20 protein-coding genes are annotated in these 22,315 nt (G+C 39.7%); 12 read left to right on the forward strand and 8 right to left on the reverse strand.

Features of this window, described 5'->3' with window-relative positions; genetic code table 11:
• Positions 1-35: 35 nt before the first annotated feature.
• From BN67_RS05700 to ccmA, 5 genes are read right to left on the reverse strand one after another with little or no spacing between them, the layout of a single operon-like run.
• Positions 36-644: a DsbE family thiol:disulfide interchange protein gene (locus tag BN67_RS05700; RefSeq protein WP_019223183.1), complete on the reverse strand. Its 609-nt coding sequence runs from the start codon at positions 642-644 to the stop codon at positions 36-38.
• On the reverse strand, positions 619-870 hold the full coding sequence (locus BN67_RS14835) for a heme exporter protein CcmD (RefSeq protein ID WP_019223184.1): 252 nt from the start codon (positions 868-870) through the stop codon (positions 619-621). Before BN67_RS14835 ends, BN67_RS05700 begins: the two co-directional genes overlap by 26 nt.
• A 17-nt stretch (positions 871-887) precedes the next feature.
• Positions 888-1,637, reverse strand: a complete 750-nt coding sequence (locus tag BN67_RS05710) for a heme ABC transporter permease (protein WP_026088189.1) — start codon at positions 1,635-1,637, stop codon at positions 888-890.
• Between the two features lie 46 nt (positions 1,638-1,683).
• A complete protein-coding gene (ccmB, locus tag BN67_RS05715) occupies positions 1,684-2,349 on the reverse strand; it encodes a heme exporter protein CcmB (protein WP_019223186.1) in 666 nt (221 codons plus the stop codon).
• The gene (ccmA, locus tag BN67_RS05720; RefSeq protein WP_019223187.1) at positions 2,327-2,971 is read right to left on the reverse strand and encodes a heme ABC exporter ATP-binding protein CcmA; all 645 of its coding nucleotides are present in this window, start codon (positions 2,969-2,971) and stop codon (positions 2,327-2,329) included. Before ccmA ends, ccmB begins: the two co-directional genes overlap by 23 nt.
• A gap of 296 nt (positions 2,972-3,267) precedes the next feature.
• Here ccmA and acnA point away from each other — a divergent pair, with 296 nt between their 5' ends.
• The 11 genes from acnA (at position 3,268) to gpsA (ending at position 17,532) form a co-directional block, all read left to right on the forward strand.
• Positions 3,268-5,955, forward strand: coding sequence for an aconitate hydratase AcnA (gene acnA / locus BN67_RS05725; RefSeq protein ID WP_019223188.1), 2,688 nt, complete (start codon positions 3,268-3,270; stop codon positions 5,953-5,955).
• Positions 5,956-6,177: 222 nt separating this feature from the next.
• Complete coding sequence (gene rpsT / locus BN67_RS05730) at positions 6,178-6,444, forward strand: 30S ribosomal protein S20 (RefSeq protein WP_019223189.1); 267 nt, start codon at positions 6,178-6,180, stop codon at positions 6,442-6,444.
• Positions 6,445-7,132: 688 nt separating this feature from the next.
• Complete coding sequence (dnaA, locus tag BN67_RS05740) at positions 7,133-8,704, forward strand: chromosomal replication initiator protein DnaA (protein ID WP_026088190.1); 1,572 nt, start codon at positions 7,133-7,135, stop codon at positions 8,702-8,704.
• Between the two features lie 204 nt (positions 8,705-8,908).
• Positions 8,909-10,033: a DNA polymerase III subunit beta gene (gene dnaN / locus BN67_RS05745; protein ID WP_019223191.1), complete on the forward strand. Its 1,125-nt coding sequence runs from the start codon at positions 8,909-8,911 to the stop codon at positions 10,031-10,033.
• Positions 10,034-10,053: 20 nt separating this feature from the next.
• Complete coding sequence (gene recF / locus BN67_RS05750; protein ID WP_019223192.1) at positions 10,054-11,187, forward strand: DNA replication/repair protein RecF; 1,134 nt, start codon at positions 10,054-10,056, stop codon at positions 11,185-11,187.
• A 50-nt stretch (positions 11,188-11,237) separates the two neighbouring features.
• Entirely contained in the window at positions 11,238-11,675 is a 438-nt protein-coding gene (gene aroQ / locus BN67_RS05755) for a type II 3-dehydroquinate dehydratase (protein WP_019223193.1), read from the forward strand.
• A gap of 139 nt (positions 11,676-11,814) precedes the next feature.
• Positions 11,815-12,786 (forward strand): ubiquinol oxidase subunit II, encoded by a 972-nt coding sequence (cyoA, locus tag BN67_RS05760; protein ID WP_019223194.1) that lies wholly within the window; start codon positions 11,815-11,817, stop codon positions 12,784-12,786.
• A 106-nt stretch (positions 12,787-12,892) separates the two neighbouring features.
• Positions 12,893-14,911 (forward strand): cytochrome o ubiquinol oxidase subunit I, encoded by a 2,019-nt coding sequence (gene cyoB / locus BN67_RS05765; protein WP_019223195.1) that lies wholly within the window; start codon positions 12,893-12,895, stop codon positions 14,909-14,911.
• Positions 14,908-15,573, forward strand: a complete 666-nt coding sequence (locus BN67_RS05770) for a cytochrome (ubi)quinol oxidase subunit III (protein ID WP_019223196.1) — start codon at positions 14,908-14,910, stop codon at positions 15,571-15,573. Before cyoB ends, BN67_RS05770 begins: the two co-directional genes overlap by 4 nt.
• Positions 15,573-16,022: a cytochrome o ubiquinol oxidase subunit IV gene (gene cyoD / locus BN67_RS05775; protein WP_019223197.1), complete on the forward strand. Its 450-nt coding sequence runs from the start codon at positions 15,573-15,575 to the stop codon at positions 16,020-16,022. The genes BN67_RS05770 and cyoD overlap by 1 nt, the downstream gene beginning before the upstream one ends.
• A 487-nt stretch (positions 16,023-16,509) precedes the next feature.
• Positions 16,510-17,532 carry an NAD(P)H-dependent glycerol-3-phosphate dehydrogenase gene (gene gpsA, locus BN67_RS05780; RefSeq protein ID WP_019223198.1) on the forward strand — a complete coding sequence of 341 codons (1,023 nt, stop codon included), beginning with the start codon at positions 16,510-16,512 and terminating at the stop codon, positions 17,530-17,532.
• A 1,369-nt stretch (positions 17,533-18,901) separates the two neighbouring features.
• Here the strand turns inward: gpsA and fabI are convergent.
• Genes fabI through fabA form a run of 3 tightly spaced genes read right to left on the reverse strand, consistent with a single transcriptional unit; the run spans position 18,902 to position 21,548 of the window.
• The gene (fabI, locus tag BN67_RS05785) at positions 18,902-19,720 is read right to left on the reverse strand and encodes an enoyl-ACP reductase FabI (protein ID WP_019223199.1); all 819 of its coding nucleotides are present in this window, start codon (positions 19,718-19,720) and stop codon (positions 18,902-18,904) included.
• 49 nt (positions 19,721-19,769) lie between these two features.
• Positions 19,770-20,990, reverse strand: a complete 1,221-nt coding sequence (gene fabB, locus BN67_RS05790) for a beta-ketoacyl-ACP synthase I (RefSeq protein WP_019223200.1) — start codon at positions 20,988-20,990, stop codon at positions 19,770-19,772.
• A 48-nt stretch (positions 20,991-21,038) separates the two neighbouring features.
• The gene (gene fabA / locus BN67_RS05795) at positions 21,039-21,548 is read right to left on the reverse strand and encodes a 3-hydroxyacyl-[acyl-carrier-protein] dehydratase FabA (protein WP_019223201.1); all 510 of its coding nucleotides are present in this window, start codon (positions 21,546-21,548) and stop codon (positions 21,039-21,041) included.
• Positions 21,549-21,777: 229 nt separating this feature from the next.
• On the opposite strand from fabA, the gene irrA reads away from it, so the two are divergent.
• Positions 21,778-22,272, forward strand: a complete 495-nt coding sequence (irrA, locus tag BN67_RS05800; protein WP_019223202.1) for an iron response transcriptional regulator IrrA — start codon at positions 21,778-21,780, stop codon at positions 22,270-22,272.
• Positions 22,273-22,315: the final 43 nt, after the last annotated feature.

Raw genomic sequence — 22,315 nt, forward strand, 5'->3', positions numbered from 1 at the left:
TAATGACAAACTATCGTTATAAATTAATATGTTGTCTAATGGAGCAATGCATTGTCGTTTGCTATAATAGCTTTCTCGATTTTTGGCAGGATTTTGTTCTGATAAATTTTCCATGTTAAGGGACCAACATGCTTAGCAACAATAATACCGTCTTTATTTAAAAGAAAAGTTTCTGGTGGTCCATATACTCCCCAGTTAATAGCTGTGTGACCTGAAACATCAATACCGACGACCTTAAAAGGGTTTCCGAAATTGTTCAAAAAGCGTTTAGCGTTTTCTTTGTTATCTTTATAATTAATGCCGATAAGATCAAAACGTTGATCTTTCGCAATTTTCATAAGAAGTGGATGCTCTTTGCGGCAAGATAAGCACCAAGAGCCCCAAAAATTAACCAATGTCACACGCCCTTTAAATTGTTCTGAATTGAGACAATAATTCTCCTTATCAAGAAGGGGAAGATTTGTTTTAGGGGTGGCTTTTCCAACGGATGTGTCTGGGAGAAGAGAAGGATTGTTGAGTTTTTTTTTATCTATAAAATAGGAGAATAGCACAATGAGAAGAAGAAAAAACACAAAAGGTCCAAAAAGACCCAAAAAGGTAGCTAATGATATGTTTTTTTTAGGTTTTTGAAGAATGCTTTTCATTATATTTTTCTTTTCCAAACAATTCTTTCTTGTTCAACTGCTGAAGGATTTTTTTTTGGGATAGAGCTTTGCGAAAAATGTGCCCAATAAGACATGAAAGAGAGAGGGCAGAAAGCATATAGCTCAAGAGAACAATTTGTTCATGGTGAAGGGTGCCAAGAAACCAGTCAATTTGCTGAGAAAGATTTCCTACAAACTCGTTGTGAATATTATTTAGGTTGAGCATGATGAAGATTCCTGGTGCTATGCACGATAGGCTTTTTGTCGTTGAAGCATTTGGATATGGCGGCTATTAATTTCATTTCGCATAGCCATTAAATAAAGCACAATAAACAGAAAGCTAAAACAAAATATCATTGTGATGAGGGGCCATAACATAGCATGCTCGATTGTTGGTCCTCCTGCACGCAAAAGTGATGCGGGTTGATGGAGTGTATTCCACCAATTAACGGAAAATTTGATGATGGGGATATTGACAATCCCAACGAGTGTGAGAATTGCTGTTGGGCGGGCAGCTTTTTCTCGGTTATCAAAAGCGCGAGCAAGCATGACAATGGCTAGGTAGATAAAAAACAAGATCAAAACCGATGTAAGTCGTGCATCCCATACCCACCATGTTCCCCATGTTGGGCGTCCCCAAAGCGCACCTGTCATAAGGGCCAAAGCTGTAAAAGTTGCTCCAATGGGCGCACCACATTTCAATGCTACATCAGCAAGATAATTTCTCCAAATCAAACTCCCTAATGCTGCAGCACTTATGATGATATAACAGAATGTCGAGAGCCATGCGAAAGGGACATGAATATACATAATCTTGACGGTGATGCCTTGTTGATAATCATCTGGAGAGTGCATAATCAAAATAAGCCCTAAGATAAGAAGGCACAATGTTATCCCAGTTAACCAAGGCAAAATAGCGCGGCTTATTTTCATAAAATAGGTTAAACTTACAGGGAATAACCGCATTTTTTTTGTGTGAGGTGTTTCATTCATATGGTTTATAATAGGCAGAGTTTTGCTAGGTGGCAATCATCTTTTATTATTCTGCTAAAAGCTTGAGCGTTATAGCTGCAACAACAGAGCCAAAAAGACTTAAAAGAAGTGAAAAAGCGATAAGAAGAGCTAAGGAAGTAAGGAAAGAGATATTTGGGTTTATAGGGGCTGTCGCGGCAGAAACACCAAAAATTATGATGGGAATAATCCACGGCAAGATGATGATAAAAATGAGAAGAGTGCTGTGTAACAATGATGTTGCGAGTGCTGCTCCTATAGCACCAACAAAAATAATGGCAGGTGTTCCACAGAATAGGGTGAGTATTGTTGTAAAGGTTATTGTGGTTTCTAAATGGAGCATAAACGCTAAAATAGGAGTAGCTAAAATAAGGGGAAGGATTGTTCCTACCCAATGGGCAAGGCATTTGGTTAATATAATCAATGTGAAACTTTGTCTTTGTCCAGAAAGGATAAATTGGTCAAGACTTCCATCATCGTGATCCGTTTGAAAAAGTTTACTCATATTGAGAAGCCCTGCGAGGAGAGCTCCAAGCCATAAGATACCGGGGCCTATTTGTGCAAGCACTTTAGGGTCTGGTCCAAGAGTAATTGAGGTTATCATAACAACAGCGATGAAAAACAACAGTCCCGTTAACGAAGAGACTTGTGGTGTGAAAGTTAATTTAAGATCACGCCAAAATAGTGCTTTCATATTCTTCTCTCTTAGGGGGCAAAAATTGTTCTAGGGCGATCTTATGATTTTCTGAAATGCCGAGAGGGCTATGTGTTGCAGCGACAATCATACCACCTTTGTTTAGATGGTTTTGGAAAACATTTGTCAGGAGATTTTGAGCATGGTTATCAACGCCTGATAATGGTTCATCTAAAACCCAAAGAGGACGATAAGAGAGTAAAAGGCGGGCAAGAGCAACACGTCTTTTTTGGCCCGTTGACAAAATATTGAAGGGTAAATGTTCAAGATCAGAAAGACCAATTTCGGCAAGAGCTTCATGCGGAGAGCATAAATATTGTCCATAAAATACCGACCAAAAGTGCAGGTTATCGATGACAGATAAGAAGGGTTTCATGGCATTTTGAGGACCAAGATAATGACATGCGGTGGCTGTAGGATATGTCTTTTTATGATCTTCAAGACTGACAGAGCCTTCGGTAGCCTTGAGAAGACCGACGATGATTCGTAGTAATGTGGATTTTCCAATTCCGTTGGGACCTGTGATTGTCATAAGCTGTTGTGGAAATAAACGAAAAGAAAGATTTTGAAACAGAATTCTTTCGTTTCTGTGAGCTGCCAGATTTTTACCTGATAACACCATGTGATTTCCTATTTGCATGTATTTTATAGTTTTTATTGCATTATAAGACAAAAAACACGTTTTTTATGCAATTGTACCTAGAATAGTTCTAGAAATAGTTCTATAAACGATGTGTTACATCGATATCTGGTGTAAAATGTTTTTTTGCGCTGATTTTCGAATTTGCCTATGACAAAGGCGAAGGGGAAATGGATGGCGGAGGTTATTGCGTCTGCGCTCAAGCTGCGGCCTTGATTCGTAGTTTGTGTTGTTCGTTCCAGGAAATTGGGTGGTTTGTAGTGTGAGGGTGGACAGTCATGACTCAAATTGATAGCTTTAATTGTCGTAGAATTTTAAATGTTGGCGGCAAAGAATATATTTATTATAGTTTGGTCGAAGCAGAAAAAAATGGGCTTGAGGGTATTTCTCGCCTACCCTTTTCGATGAAAGTTATTCTCGAAAATTTATTACGGTTTGAAGATGGTCGTACGGTTAAGAAAGAAGATATCCTCAATGTTGCGAAGTGGTTAAACGACAAAGGGAGTGCTGGTGCAGAAATCGCTTACCGCCCTGCACGCGTTCTTATGCAAGATTTTACTGGGGTTCCTGCGGTTGTGGATCTTTCTGCTATGCGTGATGCTATGGTTAAACTTGGAGGGGATGCCGAAAAGATCAATCCTCTCATTTCTGTTGATCTCATAATTGATCATTCCATTATCGTTGATGATTTTGGCAATCCTATGGCTTTCAAGGAAAATGTTGAGCATGAATATGAGCGCAATGGTGAACGCTACCGTTTCCTGAAGTGGGGGCAACAAGCATTTCAAAATTTTCGTGTTGTTCCTCCAGGAACAGGGATTTGTCACCAGGTTAATCTGGAGTATTTAGCACAGTGTGCATGGGTGAAGGACGAAAAGGAGGGCCAGACGGTTTATCCTGATACTTGCGTGGGGACTGATTCGCATACAACCATGGTCAATGGTTTGGGTGTTTTAGGCTGGGGCGTTGGTGGTATTGAAGCCGAAGCAGCAATGTTAGGACAACCCGTTTCTATGTTATTGCCTGAAGTGATAGGTTTCCGTTTAACGGGTAAGCTGAAAGAAGGTGTAACGGCGACTGACTTAGTGTTGACGGTAACACAAATGTTACGCAAAAAAAGTGTTGTCAGTAAATTTGTCGAGTTTTTTGGTCCTGGTCTGGAACATATGACACTTGCTGATCGGGCAACGATTGGGAATATGGCACCTGAATATGGAGCAACCTGTGGTTTTTTTCCAATTGATGAGGAAACAGTACGTTACCTTAATATGACAGGACGTGATGAAGATCGGATTGCTTTAGTGGAAGCATATTCTAAAGCGCAGGGAATGTGGCATGATAAAACTGTATCCGACCCCGTTTTTAGTGATATAATTGAATTAGATATGGGAAGTGTTGTGTCTTCTTTGGCGGGTCCTAAACGTCCTGAAGGGCGTATTTCATTAGAAAATGTAGGGCAAGGTTTTAAGCAGGCATTGGGTGAGGATTATAAGAAGACTTCTGGGCAAGATGATCGTTATCAGGTTGAGGGTGAGGAATACACACTTGGTCATGGAGATGTCGTGATTGCTGCAATTACTTCTTGTACAAATACATCAAATCCAAGCGTTCTTATTGCTGCGGGCCTTTTAGCACGTAATGCTGTAGCGAAAGGCCTTAAGAGCAAACCATGGGTGAAGACGTCTCTTGCACCTGGTTCACAAGTCGTTGAAGCTTATCTTCAAAATTCAGGTTTGCAAAAAGACTTAGATGCCTTAGGCTTTAACCTAGTAGGGTTTGGGTGTACGACATGTATTGGGAATTCTGGTCCTTTGCCTCCAGCACTTTCTCAAGTCATTAATGATAAGAATTTAATTGCAGCTGCAGTTCTTTCAGGAAATCGTAATTTTGAGGGACGTGTATCGCCTGATGTACAAGCAAACTATTTAGCATCGCCACCATTAGTTGTTGCTCATGCTTTAGCGGGAACGGTGCGTAGAGATTTAACCAAGGAGCCTCTGGGCGAAGATTCAGAAGGGAATCCCGTGTATCTGAGAGATATTTGGCCGACATCTCAAGAAATTCAAGAATTTATTGAAGAGAATGTGACACGTAAGCTTTTTGTCGAAAAATATGCTGATGTCTTTAAAGGGGATGAGAATTGGCGAGAAGTGCAAGTGCCAGCAGAAGCTACTTATGCTTGGGATGAGAAATCGACATATGTACGCAATCCCCCATATTTTGAAGGTATGCAGAAGGTTCCTGATGTCTTACCAGATATTAAAGATGCAAGAATCTTAGGCTTGTTTGGTGATAAAATTACGACCGATCATATTTCTCCTGCTGGTTCTATTAAAGCAGATTCTCCTGCCGGTAAATATTTGATGGATCATGGTGTTAAAGTAGCTGATTTTAACCAGTATGGAACACGTCGTGGGAATCATGAAGTGATGATGCGCGGAACCTTTGCCAATATTCGCATTCGTAACTTCATGTTAGGAGAAAATGGTCGTGAAGGTGGATATACAGTTCATTATCCATCAGGAAAAAAACAAGCAATTTATGATGCAGCAATGGCATATAAACAGGAAGGTGTTCCACTTGTTGTGTTTGCTGGTGTTGAATATGGTAATGGGTCCTCTCGTGATTGGGCAGCTAAAGGGACCAATTTGCTTGGTGTAAAAGCGGTTATTGCCCAGTCTTTTGAGAGGATTCATCGTTCTAATCTTGTTGGTATGGGCGTTGTTCCTTTTGTGTTTGAAGAGGGTACAAGTTGGAAATCACTTGGTTTAAAGGGCGATGAAAAGGTAACGATTGAAGGGATTCGTGAATTGAAGCCCCGTCAGAAGACTGTTGCCACAATCACTTTTTCTGATGGAACTGTAAAAACTGTTCCATTGTTATGCCGTGTTGATACTGAAGATGAGCTGGATTATTTGCATCACGGTGGTATTTTGCAGTATGTTTTGCGTAATTTGGCTGTTTAAACTGTCTTTGTTTGAAGGGGGGAGCTCTTAAAGCAGTTATGAAGAACCTAGAGCGTTTTTTTATGGCTCTCTTTGAGAATTTGATTGACGTTGCCTTTAAGGTTGCGCTATAAGCTGTGCCGTTATAGCAGCTTTATAGCTTTGCTGGGCTGAAATTTTTTATATTGGTAGAGATGTTTATTAAGATTCATTCTATCCGATGTGGTGAAAGAGAGATGATTTATGGCGAATACACCTTCCGCTCAAAAGGCGGTGCGTAAAGTTGCTACACGCACGCAGGTTAATAGAGCACGCCGTTCACGTGTTCGTACCTTCATACGTAAGTTTGATGATGCTTTAGCTTCTGGTGATAGGGCATCTGCGGAAATGGCGTTTAAGAACTTTGAACCCGAGATTATGCGTGCAGTTTCCAAAGGGGTTTTTCATAAAAATACTGCGGCGCGGAAAGTATCGCGTTTGGCGAAGCGTCTGAGAGCTCTTCCTACTTAGAGTTTTTCTCTGCTTAAGATTTTTCCATTGTATTGAGAAACAGACCGGCATCCTTATAGAGGTGCTGGTTTTTTTATTTTGGGGACGATTTTAACTCTTTAAGAGTAAGCTTCTAAAGTGATTTTCTTTATGAATAGAGTTAAAGAAAATTTATATGGTTATCCACAAGCTTTTAGGGTTTTTACAGAGTCTTTTTTGTCAAGCATTTTAATTTTTTTTTTTAGTCTGAGAAGATTTCTTAATTATTGGTAAATTCAGAGAAAAAAAATGAATTGAATCAATTATTTTTCTCATTTCCTGTTTATATCATCAAGTTTCATAGTGGTTTTTGGTTGGATTTTAGCCTCTTGCATTTTGCCTCTGCTGTTTTGTATGGTTTTGTGAAAGCTAAAAACAGGTAGGATTCATATGAGCGGATTATCCTGTATTATGTTGCATGTTAAGAGGCTGTTATGCGTTCTCCTACGGGAAGAGTTTTCTGACGTGTTTTTAGTTTTTTAATTGGTATGTTTGCCACTTTAGAAAATTGGGTCATATCATGAATGCAAGCAAATCTTATTGGTCATCTTTGTTTGTGGGGTTGTAATGAAGCTATCCTAGGGGGGGATTGTATTTGGGGTAGGGCGTTTTGCTAGGTGCGTTTTTCGCGTTTTGGCAAGGCAGATTTTTATTTTTATCAGGATGAAAGATGGTGGATAAATTGAACTCTAAAGCTAGTTCCTTTAAAAGGATTTCGGTGGATATCTTGTCTGCAGAAAAAATAATAAAAAATCAGATGACGGATAGTAATGGGTCAATTGGGAGAAATGCTTCTGTAGAGCATTCTATTATTTCAGAGGAGGAAGGCGCAGCAGCTTTTACGCGTGTGATGGCACAAGTAAAGGCACAGGTTGGGATTGAAGCTTATACAAGTTGGTTTGGTCGCTTGAAGCTTGATGAATATAGCCGTAACTTTATAAAGCTTTCCGTTCCTACAGCGTTTTTACGTTCATGGATTAATAATCACTATGGTTCTCTTTTAACAAATTTATGGAAACAAGAGAATTCAGCGATTCTGCGTGTTGAAATTATTGTTCGTGGTATGAATCGTGTTTCAAAGGGTGTCGTTTGTAGAACGCATGTCGTTCCGGTTGCTTTGGAAGATCAATCCGCTTCATCTTTTGTTGAAAACTATACGGAACATTCCATAAAGGGTCTTCAAACAGGTGTTTTGGGTTCACCACTTGATTCTCGTTATACTTTTGAAAGTTTCGTGGAAGGTTCTTCTAATCGTGTTGCCTTGGCTGCAGCACGTTCGATTGCAGAAGGACATAAAAGTGCTTTAAGATTTAACCCTCTTTTTATTCATGCCTCTGTTGGTTTAGGAAAAACACATTTGCTTCAAGCGATTGCCGCTGCCGCGCTCAAGCGTTTAACACCTGCACGGGTTATTTATTTGACCGCTGAATATTTTATGTGGCGTTTTGCGACGGCTATTCGTGATAATGATGCTCTTTCTTTTAAAGAGCAGCTTCGTGATATTGATCTTCTCATTATCGATGATATGCAATTTTTGCAGGGGAAATCAATTCAGCACGAATTTTGTCATTTGCTGAATATGTTGCTTGATAGTGCGAAACAAGTCGTTGTCGCTGCGGATCGTCCCCCTGCGGAATTAGAATCACTTGATGTTCGGGTTCGCTCTCGCCTTCAGGGAGGGGTTGCTCTTGAAATTGAAGCACCAGATTATGAGATGCGTTTGCAAATGCTGCGCCAGCGTTTAGAGGTAGCGCAACAAGATGATAATATGATCACGATTTCTGATGATATTTTAGAGTATATTGCGAGGACAGTTTTGGGATCAGGACGTGATCTTGAAGGAGCCTTTAATCAGTTATTATTCCGTCAGTCATTTGAGACTGATTTGTCTTTAGAACGCATTGATGAGTTATTAGGTCACTTAACACGTTCTGGTGAGCCTAAGCGTATTCGGATTGAAGAGATTCAACGTACAGTTGCGCGTCATTATAATGTTTCTAAGCAAGATTTGTTATCTAACCGTAGAACACGTACAGTAGTGAAACCGCGACAGGTTGCAATGTATTTGGCAAAAATGTTAACGCCGCGTTCATTGCCAGAAATTGGGCGTCGTTTTGGTGGGCGTGATCATACAACAGTTTTACATGCTGTCCGTAAAATTGAAGATTTGGTTTGTGGTGATCAGACATTGGCCAAAGAGCTTGAATTGCTTAAGCGGTTGATTGGAGAACAAGCTGTATAGTGTTTATCATTTTCTGCTGCTTTTAAAATGATTGCAGAGAATTTAAGTGGCAGGGGGGGAAGTAAGGGAAGTTGTTTCTGCTTTTATGAGGAGTTGCTTGCTATTTTAAGAGATGTTGAATAAACTCTCATGGTGATTCGTAAGGGGATAAGTTTTTTCATCTAAAGAGTTTCTATAATTTTTGTAAATTATGACGGGTATTTTATGCGTATTACAGTTGATCGTAGTTATTTTCTTAAGTCCCTTGGCCGTGTTCACCGTGTAGTGGAGCGTCGTAATACTGTTCCTATTTTATCGAATGTGCTGATCAATGTAGAGAATGATCATGTACAATTAAAGGCAACAGATCTTGATTTAGAGGTTACGGAATCTTTTACAGCCAATGTTGAAAAAGCTGGAGCAACAACTGTTCCAGCCCATTTGTTATACGATATAGTGCGAAAATTTCCTGATGGCAGTGAAGTTGTGTTATCTGTTGATGGGAATCAAGCTGGCACGATGTCTGTTGTTTCGGGTTGTGCGCATTTTCAGCTTCAATGTCTTCCAAAGGAAGATTTTCCAGAGTCACTTCCGGGGCAGTTTGGTTATCGTTTTTCTCTATCAGCCTCGGGGTTAAAACATTTACTTGATTGCACGCAATTTGCTATTTCTACTGAAGAAACGCGTTATTATCTTAATGGTATTTATTTTCATGTTGTTAAGGACGATGTTTTGAAGTTGCGTTTAGTTGCAACTGATGGTCATCGTCTAGCACAGGTTGATATGCAGGCGCCTTCAGATGTTGATGATAAGATGCCAGGTGTCATTATTCCTCGCAAAGCAGTAGGAGAGTTACAGAAACTTCTTTCAGAAGAAATTGAAAGTGATGTATGTGTAGAGCTCTCAGAAACAAAGATTCGTTTTTCTGTAGGTTCTGTTATTTTTACATCAAAGTTGATTGATGGGACATTTCCAGACTATCAGCGCGTTATTCCTCTTGAAAATGATAAAAAGCTGGTGGTCAAGAGGCAGGATTTTTCTTCTGCAGTTGATCGTGTTTCGACAATTTCAAGTGATCGTGGGCGTGCGGTAAAATTAACCATTGAGCAGGGACATTTGAAGCTTGTTGTGAACAACCCTGATTCGGGAAGTGCAGAAGATCAATTGGTGGCAACTTATACATCAGATCCGCTTGAAATAGGGTTTAACTCTCGTTATCTTTTGGATATTGCTGGACAACTTTCGGGTGATGAGGTGGTTTTTATGCTCGCTGAAGCTGGGGCTCCGGCGCTGATTCGTGATAATGATGATGCGGATGCGCTTTACGTGCTGATGCCTATTCGCGTTTAAGGGCAATTGCTTTGCAATGCATGTCTTGTCATGTGCACAAAGTGGCCGTGAGGCAGCTGCGATTAGCGCATTATCGTAATTACCCTTCTTTTAATATTCATTTTTCAGGTCAGCATGTGGTTTTTACAGGCTATAACGGTGCGGGTAAAACGAACCTTTTAGAAGCATTGTCTTTTCTTTCACCTGGTCGTGGTTTACGGCGTGCAGCGTATTCTGATGTCAGTTTTGCGAAGGGTGAAGGTGAAGGGTTTGTGGTTTTTGCGCATCTTGAATGTGCTCTTTATGGTGAAGTGGATATTGGTACAGCTTTGGATGTGAATGATAAGAGCCGGAAAGTCCATATTAATGGCGTAAATGAGACAAGTGATTGTCTAACAGACTACTGTCATATGAGCGTGTTGACTCCTGCTATGGATGGACTTTTTCTTGGTTCTTCACTTGAACGCCGTCGTTTTTTGGATCGTATGGTTTTAGCGATAGATTCTTTACATGGTCGCCGTATAGCAGATTATGAGAAAGCTATGCGTGCGCGGAATCGTTTATTTTTAGATGGAAATGACGATCGCGTTTGGTTTAGCGCTTTAGAAAAGCAAATGGCAGAGCTCGCAACGGCCATTGCTGCGGCGCGTATTGAGGTTGTTCGGCTTTTAAATGATATGTTTGCACAAATGCCACCACAGATACTTTTCCCACGGGCTTTTTTGCAAATTGATGGTTTTTTAGAAATGGCTCTGCGTAAATTATCAGCGGTTGAGGTTGAAGAGCAATTTTATGATTTGTTGCGTCATAACCGTGCAATAGATCGCGCTGCTGGGCGGACATTAGAAGGGCCGCATCGTACAGATTTGCAAGTTTTTTATGCTGATAAAAACATGTCAGCCGCCTCTTGTTCAACGGGTGAACAAAAAGCTCTTCTGACGGGTTTGGTTTTGTGTCATGCACGTTTAACAGGCATGATGTCGGAGAGGGCGCCCATTCTTCTTCTTGATGAAATGTCCGCACATCTCGATTCTCGTCGACGTTCTGCCTTATTTGATATTCTTGATGAGCTAGGTGGGCAAACATTTATGACAGGAACAGATCCCATTTTATTTGATGCCTTAAAAGGACGAGCAGAGTTTTTTGAAATTAAGGATGGAACTTTAGTACAGTAAAAAACGGCTCAATTTTTTATAATATTATGGTCGAGACGAAGAGGTTTGCTATGTCCGCAGTGATAACGGTTTTAAATGGTCCTAATTTGAATTTTCTTGGGAGACGTGAGCCAGAAATTTACGGAACTGAAACTCTAGAGGATATCGAAAAATTTTGCAAAGAATGGGCAACAAGAACTGGTGTAATGGTACATTTTCATCAAAGTAACTGTGAGGGTCAGTTGGTAGAATGGGTACAAACAGCGATTGGGATGAGCGCTGGATTGATCATCAATCCAGCAGCTTACAGTCATACATCTCTTGCTCTTCTTGATGCTTTAAAAATGTTTTCAGGACCAAAAGTAGAGGTTCATTTGTCTAATATTCATCAACGTGAGGCTTTTCGTCATAATTCTTATACGTCAAGAGGTGTCGATGCGGTTATTGCAGGTTGTGGGAGTGATGGATATTGGTTTGCGCTTGAATATATCGCTAAGAAGCTTAAATGAAGCAGTGAGGGATCAAAAATTGTATAATATTAATAAGGATATTTGAATTTACTTGATAATTCTTCATTAAACAAATAAGCATGTGCTAGGGTTACGTTGTTTTTATGATAACTTCCGATATGCAGATGGGGCAGGTGGAATGAGAAACCTTATTAAACAAATAGAAATGCTTGCGGTTTTAGGGATGTCCTTTCTTTTATCAGGTTGTAAGATCGATGTTCTTCAACCAGCGGGTTATGTAGCACGCCAACAGCTTATTTTGATCGTTGTTTGTGTTGTTGTTATGCTTTGCGTTGTGATTCCCGTGATGGTGAGTGTCGTATTTTTAGCTATCAAATATCGCGCCTCAAACAAGGCGGGGGAGTATTTACCAGAGTGGGGGCATTCAAATAAAATTGAAGCTTTTATGTGGGGTATTCCTATTGTTATTGTAGCGATTTTAGGTGCATTGACAGCTTATTACACCTATCATCTTGAGCCTAAAAATCCGCTTCCCGTAGAAATTGTTGGTAATGAGAAGCCATTACAAATTGATGTTGTATCTACGGATTGGAAATGGCTCTTTATTTATCCCGAGTACGGGATTGCATCAATTAATGAAATTTACGTGCCTAAAGGGCGTCAGGTTTTATTACAAATCACATCGGAGAGTTCTCTTAATGCCTTTTGGGTGCCCAAATTGGGTACAGTTCTTTATGCTATGCCGCAGATGAATTCTAAATTGCATTTAGTAGCGGAAGAACAAGGAGTGTTCAAAGGAAGCTCAGCAAATTATAGTGGTGATGGTTTTGCAGGTATGCGGTTTCAGTGGCATTCTGTCTCTTCGCAAGATTTTGACGACTGGGTTGCTAAAGCACGGGCTAATGGTCAAGTGCTTGATCGTGCGTCTTATCGTCAACTTTCTATTGCGCCTCGTATGGGTGATGTTGCTGCGAAAGAAAAAGATGCTGAAGTGCGTTATTTTGCACCTGTTGAGAAGCGGCTCTACTACCGAATTGTTAATCGATGTGTTGATGAAAATACGGTGTGTAATGAAGACTTAATGAAGCGTGCTGCGGCTCAGACACTTTGGGGTGCACTTTGTTCAGTTTTTGATCCTGGCATTATTTAAAATTTATTTAAAATATTGCTAGTGTAATTTAAAATATCGATTAAGAAAGAGCCTTTTAAAAAGAGGATTTCTTTTAAACTCGAATTCATTTGGGATGGGTTAAGAAATGTTTGGAAGACTTACAGATCCTACGGCTGGTGCTTTTCATGCACTTGCACATGAACCGATCGTTTTATACACATGTATTGCGATTGTTTTGGGTGGTTTAATTGCTGTTATCGCTTTGACAGGGCTTGGATGGTGGGGGATTCTATGGCGAAATTGGATTACAACAGTTGACCATAAACGCATCGGCATTATGTATATCGTGCTTGGTATTATTATGCTTGTTCGTGGTTTTGCGGATGCGATTATGATGCGAACGCATCAGGCTTTAGCTCTTGGGAGTGAGACGTCAGGTTATTTACCCCCTGAGCATTTTGATCAGATTTTTTCGGCTCATGGCACCATTATGATTTTCTTTATGGCAACGCCGATTTTATTTGGTCTTTTCAATTATCTTATACCGCTTCAAATTGGTGCGCGTGATGTAGCCTTTCCTTTTGCGAATAATTTGGGATTTTGGATCACAGCGGCAGGGGCGATATTGATTAATATATCACTAGGTGTTGGTAATTTTGGTCGTGGTGGTTGGTTGATGTATCCACCTTTCACAGAGTTGCAAACGAGTCCAGATACAGGGGTCGATTATTACCTATGGTCACTTCAGCTTTCCGGTATTGCAACGACGATGGGATCAATCAATTTTGTTGCGACCATTATTAAAATGCGCGCTCCTGGGATGACGATGATGAGAATGCCTGTTTTTTGTTGGAGTGCTTTTGTCAGTAATGTTCTTATTTTGGTTATTTATCCTGTTTTGGCTGTAGCGTTTGCGCTTTTGGCATGTGACCGTTATTTGCATATGAATTTCTTTACCAATATTGCTGGCGGAAATCCAATGGTGTGGATTAACTATGTATGGGTTTTTGGGCATCCTGAAGTTTATGTTTTGGTTGTTCCTGCTTTTGGGATTGTTTCTGAAGTTGTATCGACTTTTTCTTCAAAACGCCTTTTTGGTTATACTTCAATGGTATGGGCAATGTTGGTCATTTTGCTTCTTTCTCTGCTCGTTTGGGGACACCATTTCTTTACGATGGGTGGAGGAGAGGCTGTAAACACTTTCTTCAGTATTGCGACAATGATCATTGCAATTCCAACGGGCGTAAAAGTCTTTAATTGGTTGCTGACTATGTATAAAGGTCGGATTCGTTTTGAGCCTCCAATGCTTTGGTGTATGGGGATGATCTTTACGTTCGTTGGTGGTGGATTAACAGGTGTTTTATTGTCTATCGTGCCTGCTGATTGGCAGTTTCATAATTCGCTCTTTTTGATAGCCCATTTCCACCATACAATTATTGGAGGTGTTGTTTTTGCTTATTTAGCTGGACTCGCTTTTTGGTTTCCAAAAGTTTTTGGTTATAAACCGAATCGAATGCTGGGCATTGCCTCTTTTTGGTGCTGGTTCATTGGTTTCTATCTCGCTTTTTTTCCACTTTATGCGCTTGGCTTGATGGGTGCAACACGCCGTCTTCAACATTACATGGAACCTAGTTGGCAGCCAATGTTTATCATTGCTGCATTGGGGGCTTGTATCATTATGCTTGGTATTCTTTGTTTTGTACTACAAATTTTTTTGGCGATTTGGTACGGTATCAAACATAAGGGAAATTTACCGGTGACAGTAAATGATTCTTGGGGTGATGCGCGGACGCTTGAATGGTCTATCTCCTCCCCTCCTCCTTCTTATAATTTTGCAATAATTCCAGAGGTGCATTCTGATGATGCTTATTGGAATATGAAGAAAGATGGTTATCAACGCCCTACCAGTGGCTTTACAAAAATTCATATGCCGTCAAATACGTCAGCAGGAATTATTGCAGGATTCTTCTCGTTAGTTATCGGTTTTGCACTTGTCTGGCATATTTGGTGGTTGGTTGCGATTGGGCTTATTGGTTTTGTTGTAACAATAGTGCATCATTCACTAACAGGTGATCACCATGGTTACTATATTTCAGCAGAAGAAGTACAAAAAACCGAAGATGTTTTTACAGCTGTTCTTAAAGAACAAGGAGCGACAGTATGAGTACGACAGCAATGAGTAATGCTTATGTTGATGAGCATCATCACGATAGTAGCTCAACGATGACATTTGGCTTTTGGGTCTATATTCTTTCGGATTTGATTTTGTTCTCGACGCTTTTTTCAAGTTTTGCTGTTTTTTCTGCCTCTTATGGTGGAGGAAAAGCTGGCAACGCGTTTATTGATTTACATTTTGTCTTGGTTGAAACGGCTATTTTGTTGTTGTCATCGATTACTTACGGATTCGTAATGGTGCAAGTGCATAAAGGCAACATTGGTGGTGTGCGTTTATGGATAGTGATCACTTTTGTATTGGGATGTTGCTTTATTGGAATGGAACTTTATGAGTTTCATGAACTTTTGGGTGAGGTATTCTATTACGATCCTAGTGCTTATGCTGGTATTGATTCTGCAACGGGAGTACAGCTTTTTGGACGAGAAGTGCTTTCCGCTTATTGGTCAGCGTTTTTTGCTTTGGTTGGCACCCATGGTATCCATGTGAGTGTTGGTCTTCTTTGGATGGTTGTAATGTTTTTTCATCTGCGTCGTAGTGGTTTAGATCAGGATAATAAAACGCGTTTATCATGTCTTTCAATTTTTTGGCATTTGCTTGATATTGTGTGGGTTGGTGTTTTCACTATGGTTTATTTGTTAGGAGCGCTATAATGAGCATGCAAAACGAAACACATGGTCCTAGTATTGGTCCCTATTTAATTGGCTTCATTCTGGCTGTATTGTTTACTTTGGGCTCTTTTATTCCTGTGATGTATGGGATGATGGAGATCTGGGCAATTAGTACAAAAGTTGCATATCTTATTGGGATGGCAATTCTTCAGATGATAGTGCAAATTGTTTTCTTTTTGCACTTGAATTCTGGTCCAGATGCTAAATGGAATTTAGCTGCTCTGTGGTTTGCGGTTGTTTGCGTTTTTGTTATTGTTGGAGGGACGTGGTGGGCTATTTCCCATTTGAACTATAATATGATGGGTGGTTCAGGGCGTATTATTGAGCCTGAAGTCTCAAAAGGGGAGAGATCCGTGTCGGAAGAAAAATTATTGGATGCTCAGGTGCCTGCGGGACAAGCGCTAGGCACGCATGATTCCATGGAGAAGTAGATTACCAGCTGTAGAGATACTTGTGGAACAGGCACAAAATATGCAGGTTTTATAAGGTTGTTACTGAGTATAATAATATCTATAGAGCCAATGCGGAATGCGTTGGCTCTTTTTGTAGCTATCGATCACAAAAAAGTTTATAAAATATAAGGTGGATAGTAGATACAGAAGTGCAATGGCGTTGTTATGGGGGATATCATGATTTTAAATGTGCTTTTATTTTAAAGGGGTTCATAGAGAATTCAGAGAGCCTTCATTTTGATTTAAAATCAACAGTCATTTGTAGAATGGATAAGAGGTGATGTTTATACAGTTCAAGATAAAAGCATGGAGAGCTTGAAAAGGTTTCATGTTGTGTTAAAATAAAACTATAGAGGAGTGATGTTTTCAAATCTGGTGAATCTTTCTATCAAAAAAGCCTCATGGGGTCTTTAGAGCAGTGATAGGCAATTAAAATAAAGAATTTGGAAAACAGTCAAAAAATTTAATGAATGCCATTTCAATGACAGTTATTGGTGCTGGTTCTTTTGGGACAGCACTAGCCATTGCGCTTGCTCGTAATGGTCATCATGTTTTACTATGGGGTCATAATCCCCAACATATCAAAGAATTGCAGCAATATCGCTGCAATAAAGCGTTTTTACCTGATGTTCAATTTCCTGATAATCTATTACTGGAAGCTTCACTGGAGACAGCAATAACGGCAAGCCGCAATATATTAATTGCTGTTCCAAGCCATGTGTTTCATCAGGTACTGGGCCATATCCAGCCTTATTTAGATGAGCGTTCGCGTATTGTTTGGGCTACGAAAGGTCTAGAGCATGGTACAGGACGTCTCTTGCAGGAAGTGGCGCGCGAGATTTTAGGTGAGACGATTCCTTTGGCTGTTTTTTCTGGACCCACTTTTGCTAAAGAACTTGCGGCCGGTTTGCCTACTGCAATCACTGTAGCAGCTTCTGAGATTGAATTTAGTGAAGAATTACAGAAACTTTTCCATTGTAGAAAAAGTTTTAGAGTTTATAAAAATGCAGATATGATCGGTGTTCAATTAGGTGGAGCAGTTAAAAATGTTATTGCTATTGGTGCAGGGATATCCGATGGCATGAAATTTGGAGCGAATGCTCGGACAGCTCTCATTACACGGGGACTGGCTGAAATTAGTCGTTTGGGTATTGCTATGGGAGCGGAGTTTTCCACATTTATGGGTATGACAGGTTTGGGGGATCTGGTTTTGACATGTACCGATAACCAGTCACGTAACCGCCGTTTTGGAATGCTGCTTGGTCAAGGAATGGATGTGAGAGAAGCGGAAAAACAGATTGGTCAAGTTGTTGAAGGGTATTTAAATACGAAGGAAGTGCATACATTAGCGCAACGTATAGGGATAGAAATGCCAATCACAGAACAAATTTACCAAATCTTATTTTGTAGTAAAAGTGTCGTCGAAGCAGCCAATACATTACTGAGCCGAAGACTTAAAGATGAAACGCACGACACGGTATGCTTTTAAATGATCCAAACATGTGAAAAATATGATGATATTACAACAGTATGTTTGAAACAAAGGTGAGTGGTGGTGAGTACTTTATAAGTCATCTCAGCTTTTTCTGGGGTTGAGTGAATGTATTGCGTATATCTGTTTATGCCATCTCTAAAGCATATACAGTTTCGTTGAGGGAAGAACATAGAAACTACAATATATTGATTTATAATGATAATTTGTCGTTATGAGCTTATGAATCACAATCCCGAATATTGTAAGTTTCTCTCATTTCAAACCTCTTTACGTTGTTACGTTGAGTCAATTTTGTTCACTTGGTTTTACGTTATCAGCGGGGGTGGCGTAGAGGTAAAAATGAGAGAAAATGCCTCTTATGAATCACCTTCATGCAAGGATTGTTGTAATCTCATGAGGGGAGTAAATATACTATAAGTTGGTAACCATGAGCTGGTAAAGAGAATGAGAGAGCCGACTTGTCCTTTTATAAGCGTGAAGAGGGTGGTCTCAATGGATGTATCATTATACAATTCATGGATGCTATTATGAAATGGGCTTAGGAAGAATGAAGAGAAGTTTCTTTAAAACGGAAAGATAAAAAAACAATTTCTGATTTTAACTGTTATCTTTTAATGCAGTTTTTGACGTTTCAAGCATTTACAACCATATATATGCGAGCTACGCATTATGCCTTACATTTTTAATACGGATCGTACTTCTCGTACACAAGAGAATGTTATTGAATCGTAGGATATCATTGTTACAGCTCATTTACGCGTTTACTTTAAAGAAATATCCCTTGTTAAGCTTATTTCATGATGACTTTCGAAGGGCATAATGCAAGATCTATCATGTACACCTGATCTTTGCCTTTATGAGGGTGTAACCAGGTAACTCTATTGGTCAGTAACAGTTACCTTACAGCTCTCTCATATTGAGATTGTTCATGCAAGGTATATTTAGCCTTTATCTTAAGCAATTTTTCTCTTCTAATTTTATTTTTAACATGTAAGGAAATCATTTTAGTTGATTGATCACGCAAAGGTATTTGAAATGAGAAAAGCTTACGATATTCGAGGTTTTTAATTATGAACTATTTTTATCAATCAATAAGTTACCTAAGATACGGAAATTTTGAAATAGGTTACACCGACCTATGAGATAAAAATAATGATACTTTAGAAAACTGTAAGTTTATCTGAGTGTAATCTTTTTACAAAACATAACTGAGAAATGAAAGATTTAATCATGATTCAAGTTATAGCATTTGAATATAAAACGCCATTTTTCAATGAGAGATATTAAGCACTAGAGAAGGTATCCAGTATATTTTAAAAACAGTAAGCAAGCATTTTTCGTACTTTAAAAGTACTAAAAATAATTATTCTCCCCGAGTCTCTTCGCTTTGTTTTAATTCTTCCAGAGTTGGCATCGACATAATGTTGTAGCCTGAATCAACATAATGAACTTCACCCGTGACACCTGATGATAAATCAGAAAGCAGGTAAAGAGCAGATTTTCCTATTTCGTTAATGTCTACACTACGACGCAAAGGTGCGTTGCGACGTTGATACGAAAAAATTGCGCGTGCAGCTGCAATTCCATTACCAGCTAAAGTTCTAACCGGACCAGCGGAAATTGCGTTAACGCGGATATTTTGGGGACCAAAATCTGCCGCTAAATAGCGTACCATAGCTTCTAAAGCAGCTTTAGCGATACCCATGACGTTATAATTAGGGACAACTTGCTGTGAAGCGCCATAGGTGAGTGTTAGAAGTGCACCTCCATTGGGCATAAGCTTACCGGCGCGTTGTGCAATTTCAGTAAAGGAGTAAGCGGAGATAACCATTGTACGTTTAAAATTTTCACGTGTTGTGACATCAACGTAACGTCCTTTGAGTTGAGACTTGTCCGAAAAGCCAATGGCGTGCACAACAAAATCAATCGTTTTCCATTCTTTTTGAAGATATTCAAAGACGTGGTCGACACTTTCAATTTTTTCTACATCACATTCAAGCAACAGTTTGCAGCCAAGTTTTTCTGCTAATGGTTGCACTCGCTTTCCGAAGGCATCTCCTTGATAGGTAAATGCTAATTCAGCGCCTGCTTTTGCGAGTTGGCATGCAATGCCCCATGCAATTGAATGGTCATTTGCAACCCCCATAATAAGGCCACGTTTGCCCTCCATCAAACTTTTCATATTATTCTCCGTAAGACCGTGCTTTTTTCAACCAGCTAAAAGTTCCTATTTATGCGTAGCGTTGGAAAACGAGCGTTGCATTGGTACCGCCAAAACCAAATGTATTTGACAGTACAGTATTAAGTTGTTGATGTTCACGACGTTCACGAACAATGGGCATATCTGCAAAAACTGGATCAAGTTCTTCAATATGCGCACTCTCGCAAATAAAGTTATGATTCATCATTAACAATGTATAGATTGCTTCTTGAACACCCGCTGCTCCTAAGGAATGACCCGTCAGCGATTTTGTTGCGGAAATTGGTGGGCATTGATTCTCTGTTCCAAAAACACGTCGTATTGCTTCTATTTCAGAAGGGTCGCCAACAGACGTGGCTGTTGCATGAGGATTAATATAATCAATTTTATCATTGACGGTTGCAAGTGCCATGCGCATGCATCTTTCTGCACCCTCACCAGATGGAGCAACCATGTCATGTCCATCAGATGTAGCACCATATCCAACAATTTCTCCGTAAATTTTTGCACCACGCGCTTTAGCAACTTCTAATTCTTCAAGAACGAGAACACCGGCGCCACCAGCAATAACAAATCCATCACGATTAACGTCATAGGCACGTGAAGCTTTTGCTGGGACATCATTATATTTGCTAGACATAGCCCCCATGGCATCGAACAAGACAGATAATGTCCAATCTAAATCTTCACAACCGCCGGCAAAAACACGATCTTGCTTACCATATTGTATCAATTCATACGCATTACCAATACAATGATTAGAGGTGGCACAAGCTGAAGAAATTGAATAGTTCACACCTTTAATCTTAAAAAAAGTTGCAAGCGTTGCGGAGGCTGTAGAGCTCATTGCTTTGGGAACAACAAAAGGACCAACGCGTTTTGGACCTTTTTGGCGTGTAACATCAGCAGCTTCAACAATGGATTGTGTTGAAGCACCTCCAGAACCCATAATAATTCCTGTGCGCTCATTAGAGACTTCACGAGGCTCTAAACCTGCATCAACAACAGCTTGATCCATGGCGATATGATTCCAGGCAGTTCCACGTCCATGAAAACGCAAAGCACGCCGATCAACAAGCTCTTCTATATTGATATCAGGTTTGCCATAAACTCTACTACGAAAGCCTAATTCAGCATATTGAGGCGCATAAGAAATTCCGGATTTTGCCTCATACAAACTGCTTAAAACGGCTTGAGGATCATTTCCAATCGCGGAGACAATTCCCATTCCAGTTATAACAACGCGACGCATTCACACCTCCTTGTTTCATATAGAATATCCCTTTTCATAGAAATAGATTTAGCCTTCTTTAAATAAAGCAACACGTAAATCGCTTGCTTTATAGATAGCTTCTCCATCTGCTTTTACCCATCCATCAGCTATTCCTAAGACCAAATTGCCACGCCGGATACGTTTAAAGTCGATTCCATATTCAAGAAGTTTCGTTTGTGGAGTTACCATACCCGACAATTTGACTTCACCTGTCGATATAGCTCTTCCTTTTCCTGGTTCACCCAACCAACAAAGAAAAAAACCTGTTAATTGCCACATACCATCCAACCCGAGACATCCTGGCATGACCGGATCACCGAGAAAGTGACATTTAAAGAACCATAGGTCTGGAGTAATATCAAACTCGGCACGAATCATTCCTTTGTTGTATTCACCACCAGTTTCACTAATTTGGGTGATTCGATGAACCATCAACATCGGCTCTGCAGGTAATTGCGCATTGCCCTTACCAAACATTTCACCGCGAGCACAGCTTAGAAGTTCTTCATAAGTGTAGCGAGACTTTTGTTCAGCCATTGTTACTCCATTTATTTGCGTATATTTTAACTTCTTTGCTTTTCTCTAACCTAACTTTTAAAGCAAATTTTAAGAAGAGGGAAATGATTTTATATCATTTTTAATGACATCTCCCTTATTTATGTACCCCGCATAGTAGATTATTCAGAAATAGAATAAAAAATTATAGCATATTATCCCCATTTTTTGTATTTTATCTTTATGGAAAAAGAAAATTGTGGTTCGTAATATGTCAGTGAACACAGAAAATTTAGGTTTGAGTGAAGAAAAACAGTCGACAGAAGATTGTGGGGAGGCTGTACATCATTATTCTATATCTGTATTAGAAAAACATTTACGTCAAAATGGTTTGCGTCCAACACGTCAGAGGTTAGAGCTTGCTAATATGATTTTTTCTCAAGGCAACCGGCATATTGCTGCTGAAGAGCTTTATGAGGAGGCTATTCGGTTAGGTGTTCTTGTGTCTTTAGCAACGGTTTATAATACACTTCACCAATTTACAGAAGCAGGATTGTTGCGGATTATTGCCGTAGAAGGTTCGAAAACTTGGTTTGATACCAATACATCTGATCACTACCATTTTTATATAGAAGGTGAAAATCGTATTCTTGATATTCCTTGCAATTTAGGAGAAGCTCCTATTATTGGGAATTTGCCTAAGCCGCCAGAAGGTATGGAAATATCCCATGTTGATTTGATTGTTCGGTTAAAACCGAAAAGTTGATCTTATAGAATAGAAAAAAGTTTGGTTGTTTGGCACAGTGTTT

This window comes from Bartonella rattaustraliani AUST/NH4, from assembly GCF_000312565.1.
Taxonomy (GTDB): domain Bacteria; phylum Pseudomonadota; class Alphaproteobacteria; order Rhizobiales; family Rhizobiaceae; genus Bartonella; species Bartonella rattaustraliani.

What these genes read in the sequence shown, in the direction of transcription:
- BN67_RS05700 (WP_019223183.1), bottom strand. Translation starts at nt 644, where the DNA reads ATGAAAAGCATTCTTCAAAAACCTAAAAAAAACATATCATTAGCTACC.
- BN67_RS14835 (WP_019223184.1), bottom strand. Translation starts at nt 870, where the DNA reads ATGCTCAACCTAAATAATATTCACAACGAGTTTGTAGGAAATCTTTCT.
- BN67_RS05710 (WP_026088189.1), bottom strand. Translation starts at nt 1,637, where the DNA reads ATGAATGAAACACCTCACACAAAAAAAATGCGGTTATTCCCTGTAAGT.
- ccmB (WP_019223186.1), bottom strand. Translation starts at nt 2,349, where the DNA reads ATGAAAGCACTATTTTGGCGTGATCTTAAATTAACTTTCACACCACAA.
- ccmA (WP_019223187.1), bottom strand. Translation starts at nt 2,971, where the DNA reads ATGGTGTTATCAGGTAAAAATCTGGCAGCTCACAGAAACGAAAGAATT.
- acnA (WP_019223188.1), top strand. Translation starts at nt 3,268, where the DNA reads ATGACTCAAATTGATAGCTTTAATTGTCGTAGAATTTTAAATGTTGGC.
- rpsT (WP_019223189.1), top strand. Translation starts at nt 6,178, where the DNA reads ATGGCGAATACACCTTCCGCTCAAAAGGCGGTGCGTAAAGTTGCTACA.
- dnaA (WP_026088190.1), top strand. Translation starts at nt 7,133, where the DNA reads ATGGTGGATAAATTGAACTCTAAAGCTAGTTCCTTTAAAAGGATTTCG.
- dnaN (WP_019223191.1), top strand. Translation starts at nt 8,909, where the DNA reads ATGCGTATTACAGTTGATCGTAGTTATTTTCTTAAGTCCCTTGGCCGT.
- recF (WP_019223192.1), top strand. Translation starts at nt 10,054, where the DNA reads ATGTCTTGTCATGTGCACAAAGTGGCCGTGAGGCAGCTGCGATTAGCG.
- aroQ (WP_019223193.1), top strand. Translation starts at nt 11,238, where the DNA reads ATGTCCGCAGTGATAACGGTTTTAAATGGTCCTAATTTGAATTTTCTT.
- cyoA (WP_019223194.1), top strand. Translation starts at nt 11,815, where the DNA reads ATGAGAAACCTTATTAAACAAATAGAAATGCTTGCGGTTTTAGGGATG.
- cyoB (WP_019223195.1), top strand. Translation starts at nt 12,893, where the DNA reads ATGTTTGGAAGACTTACAGATCCTACGGCTGGTGCTTTTCATGCACTT.
- BN67_RS05770 (WP_019223196.1), top strand. Translation starts at nt 14,908, where the DNA reads ATGAGTACGACAGCAATGAGTAATGCTTATGTTGATGAGCATCATCAC.
- cyoD (WP_019223197.1), top strand. Translation starts at nt 15,573, where the DNA reads ATGAGCATGCAAAACGAAACACATGGTCCTAGTATTGGTCCCTATTTA.
- gpsA (WP_019223198.1), top strand. Translation starts at nt 16,510, where the DNA reads ATGAATGCCATTTCAATGACAGTTATTGGTGCTGGTTCTTTTGGGACA.
- fabI (WP_019223199.1), bottom strand. Translation starts at nt 19,720, where the DNA reads ATGAAAAGTTTGATGGAGGGCAAACGTGGCCTTATTATGGGGGTTGCA.
- fabB (WP_019223200.1), bottom strand. Translation starts at nt 20,990, where the DNA reads ATGCGTCGCGTTGTTATAACTGGAATGGGAATTGTCTCCGCGATTGGA.
- fabA (WP_019223201.1), bottom strand. Translation starts at nt 21,548, where the DNA reads ATGGCTGAACAAAAGTCTCGCTACACTTATGAAGAACTTCTAAGCTGT.
- irrA (WP_019223202.1), top strand. Translation starts at nt 21,778, where the DNA reads ATGTCAGTGAACACAGAAAATTTAGGTTTGAGTGAAGAAAAACAGTCG.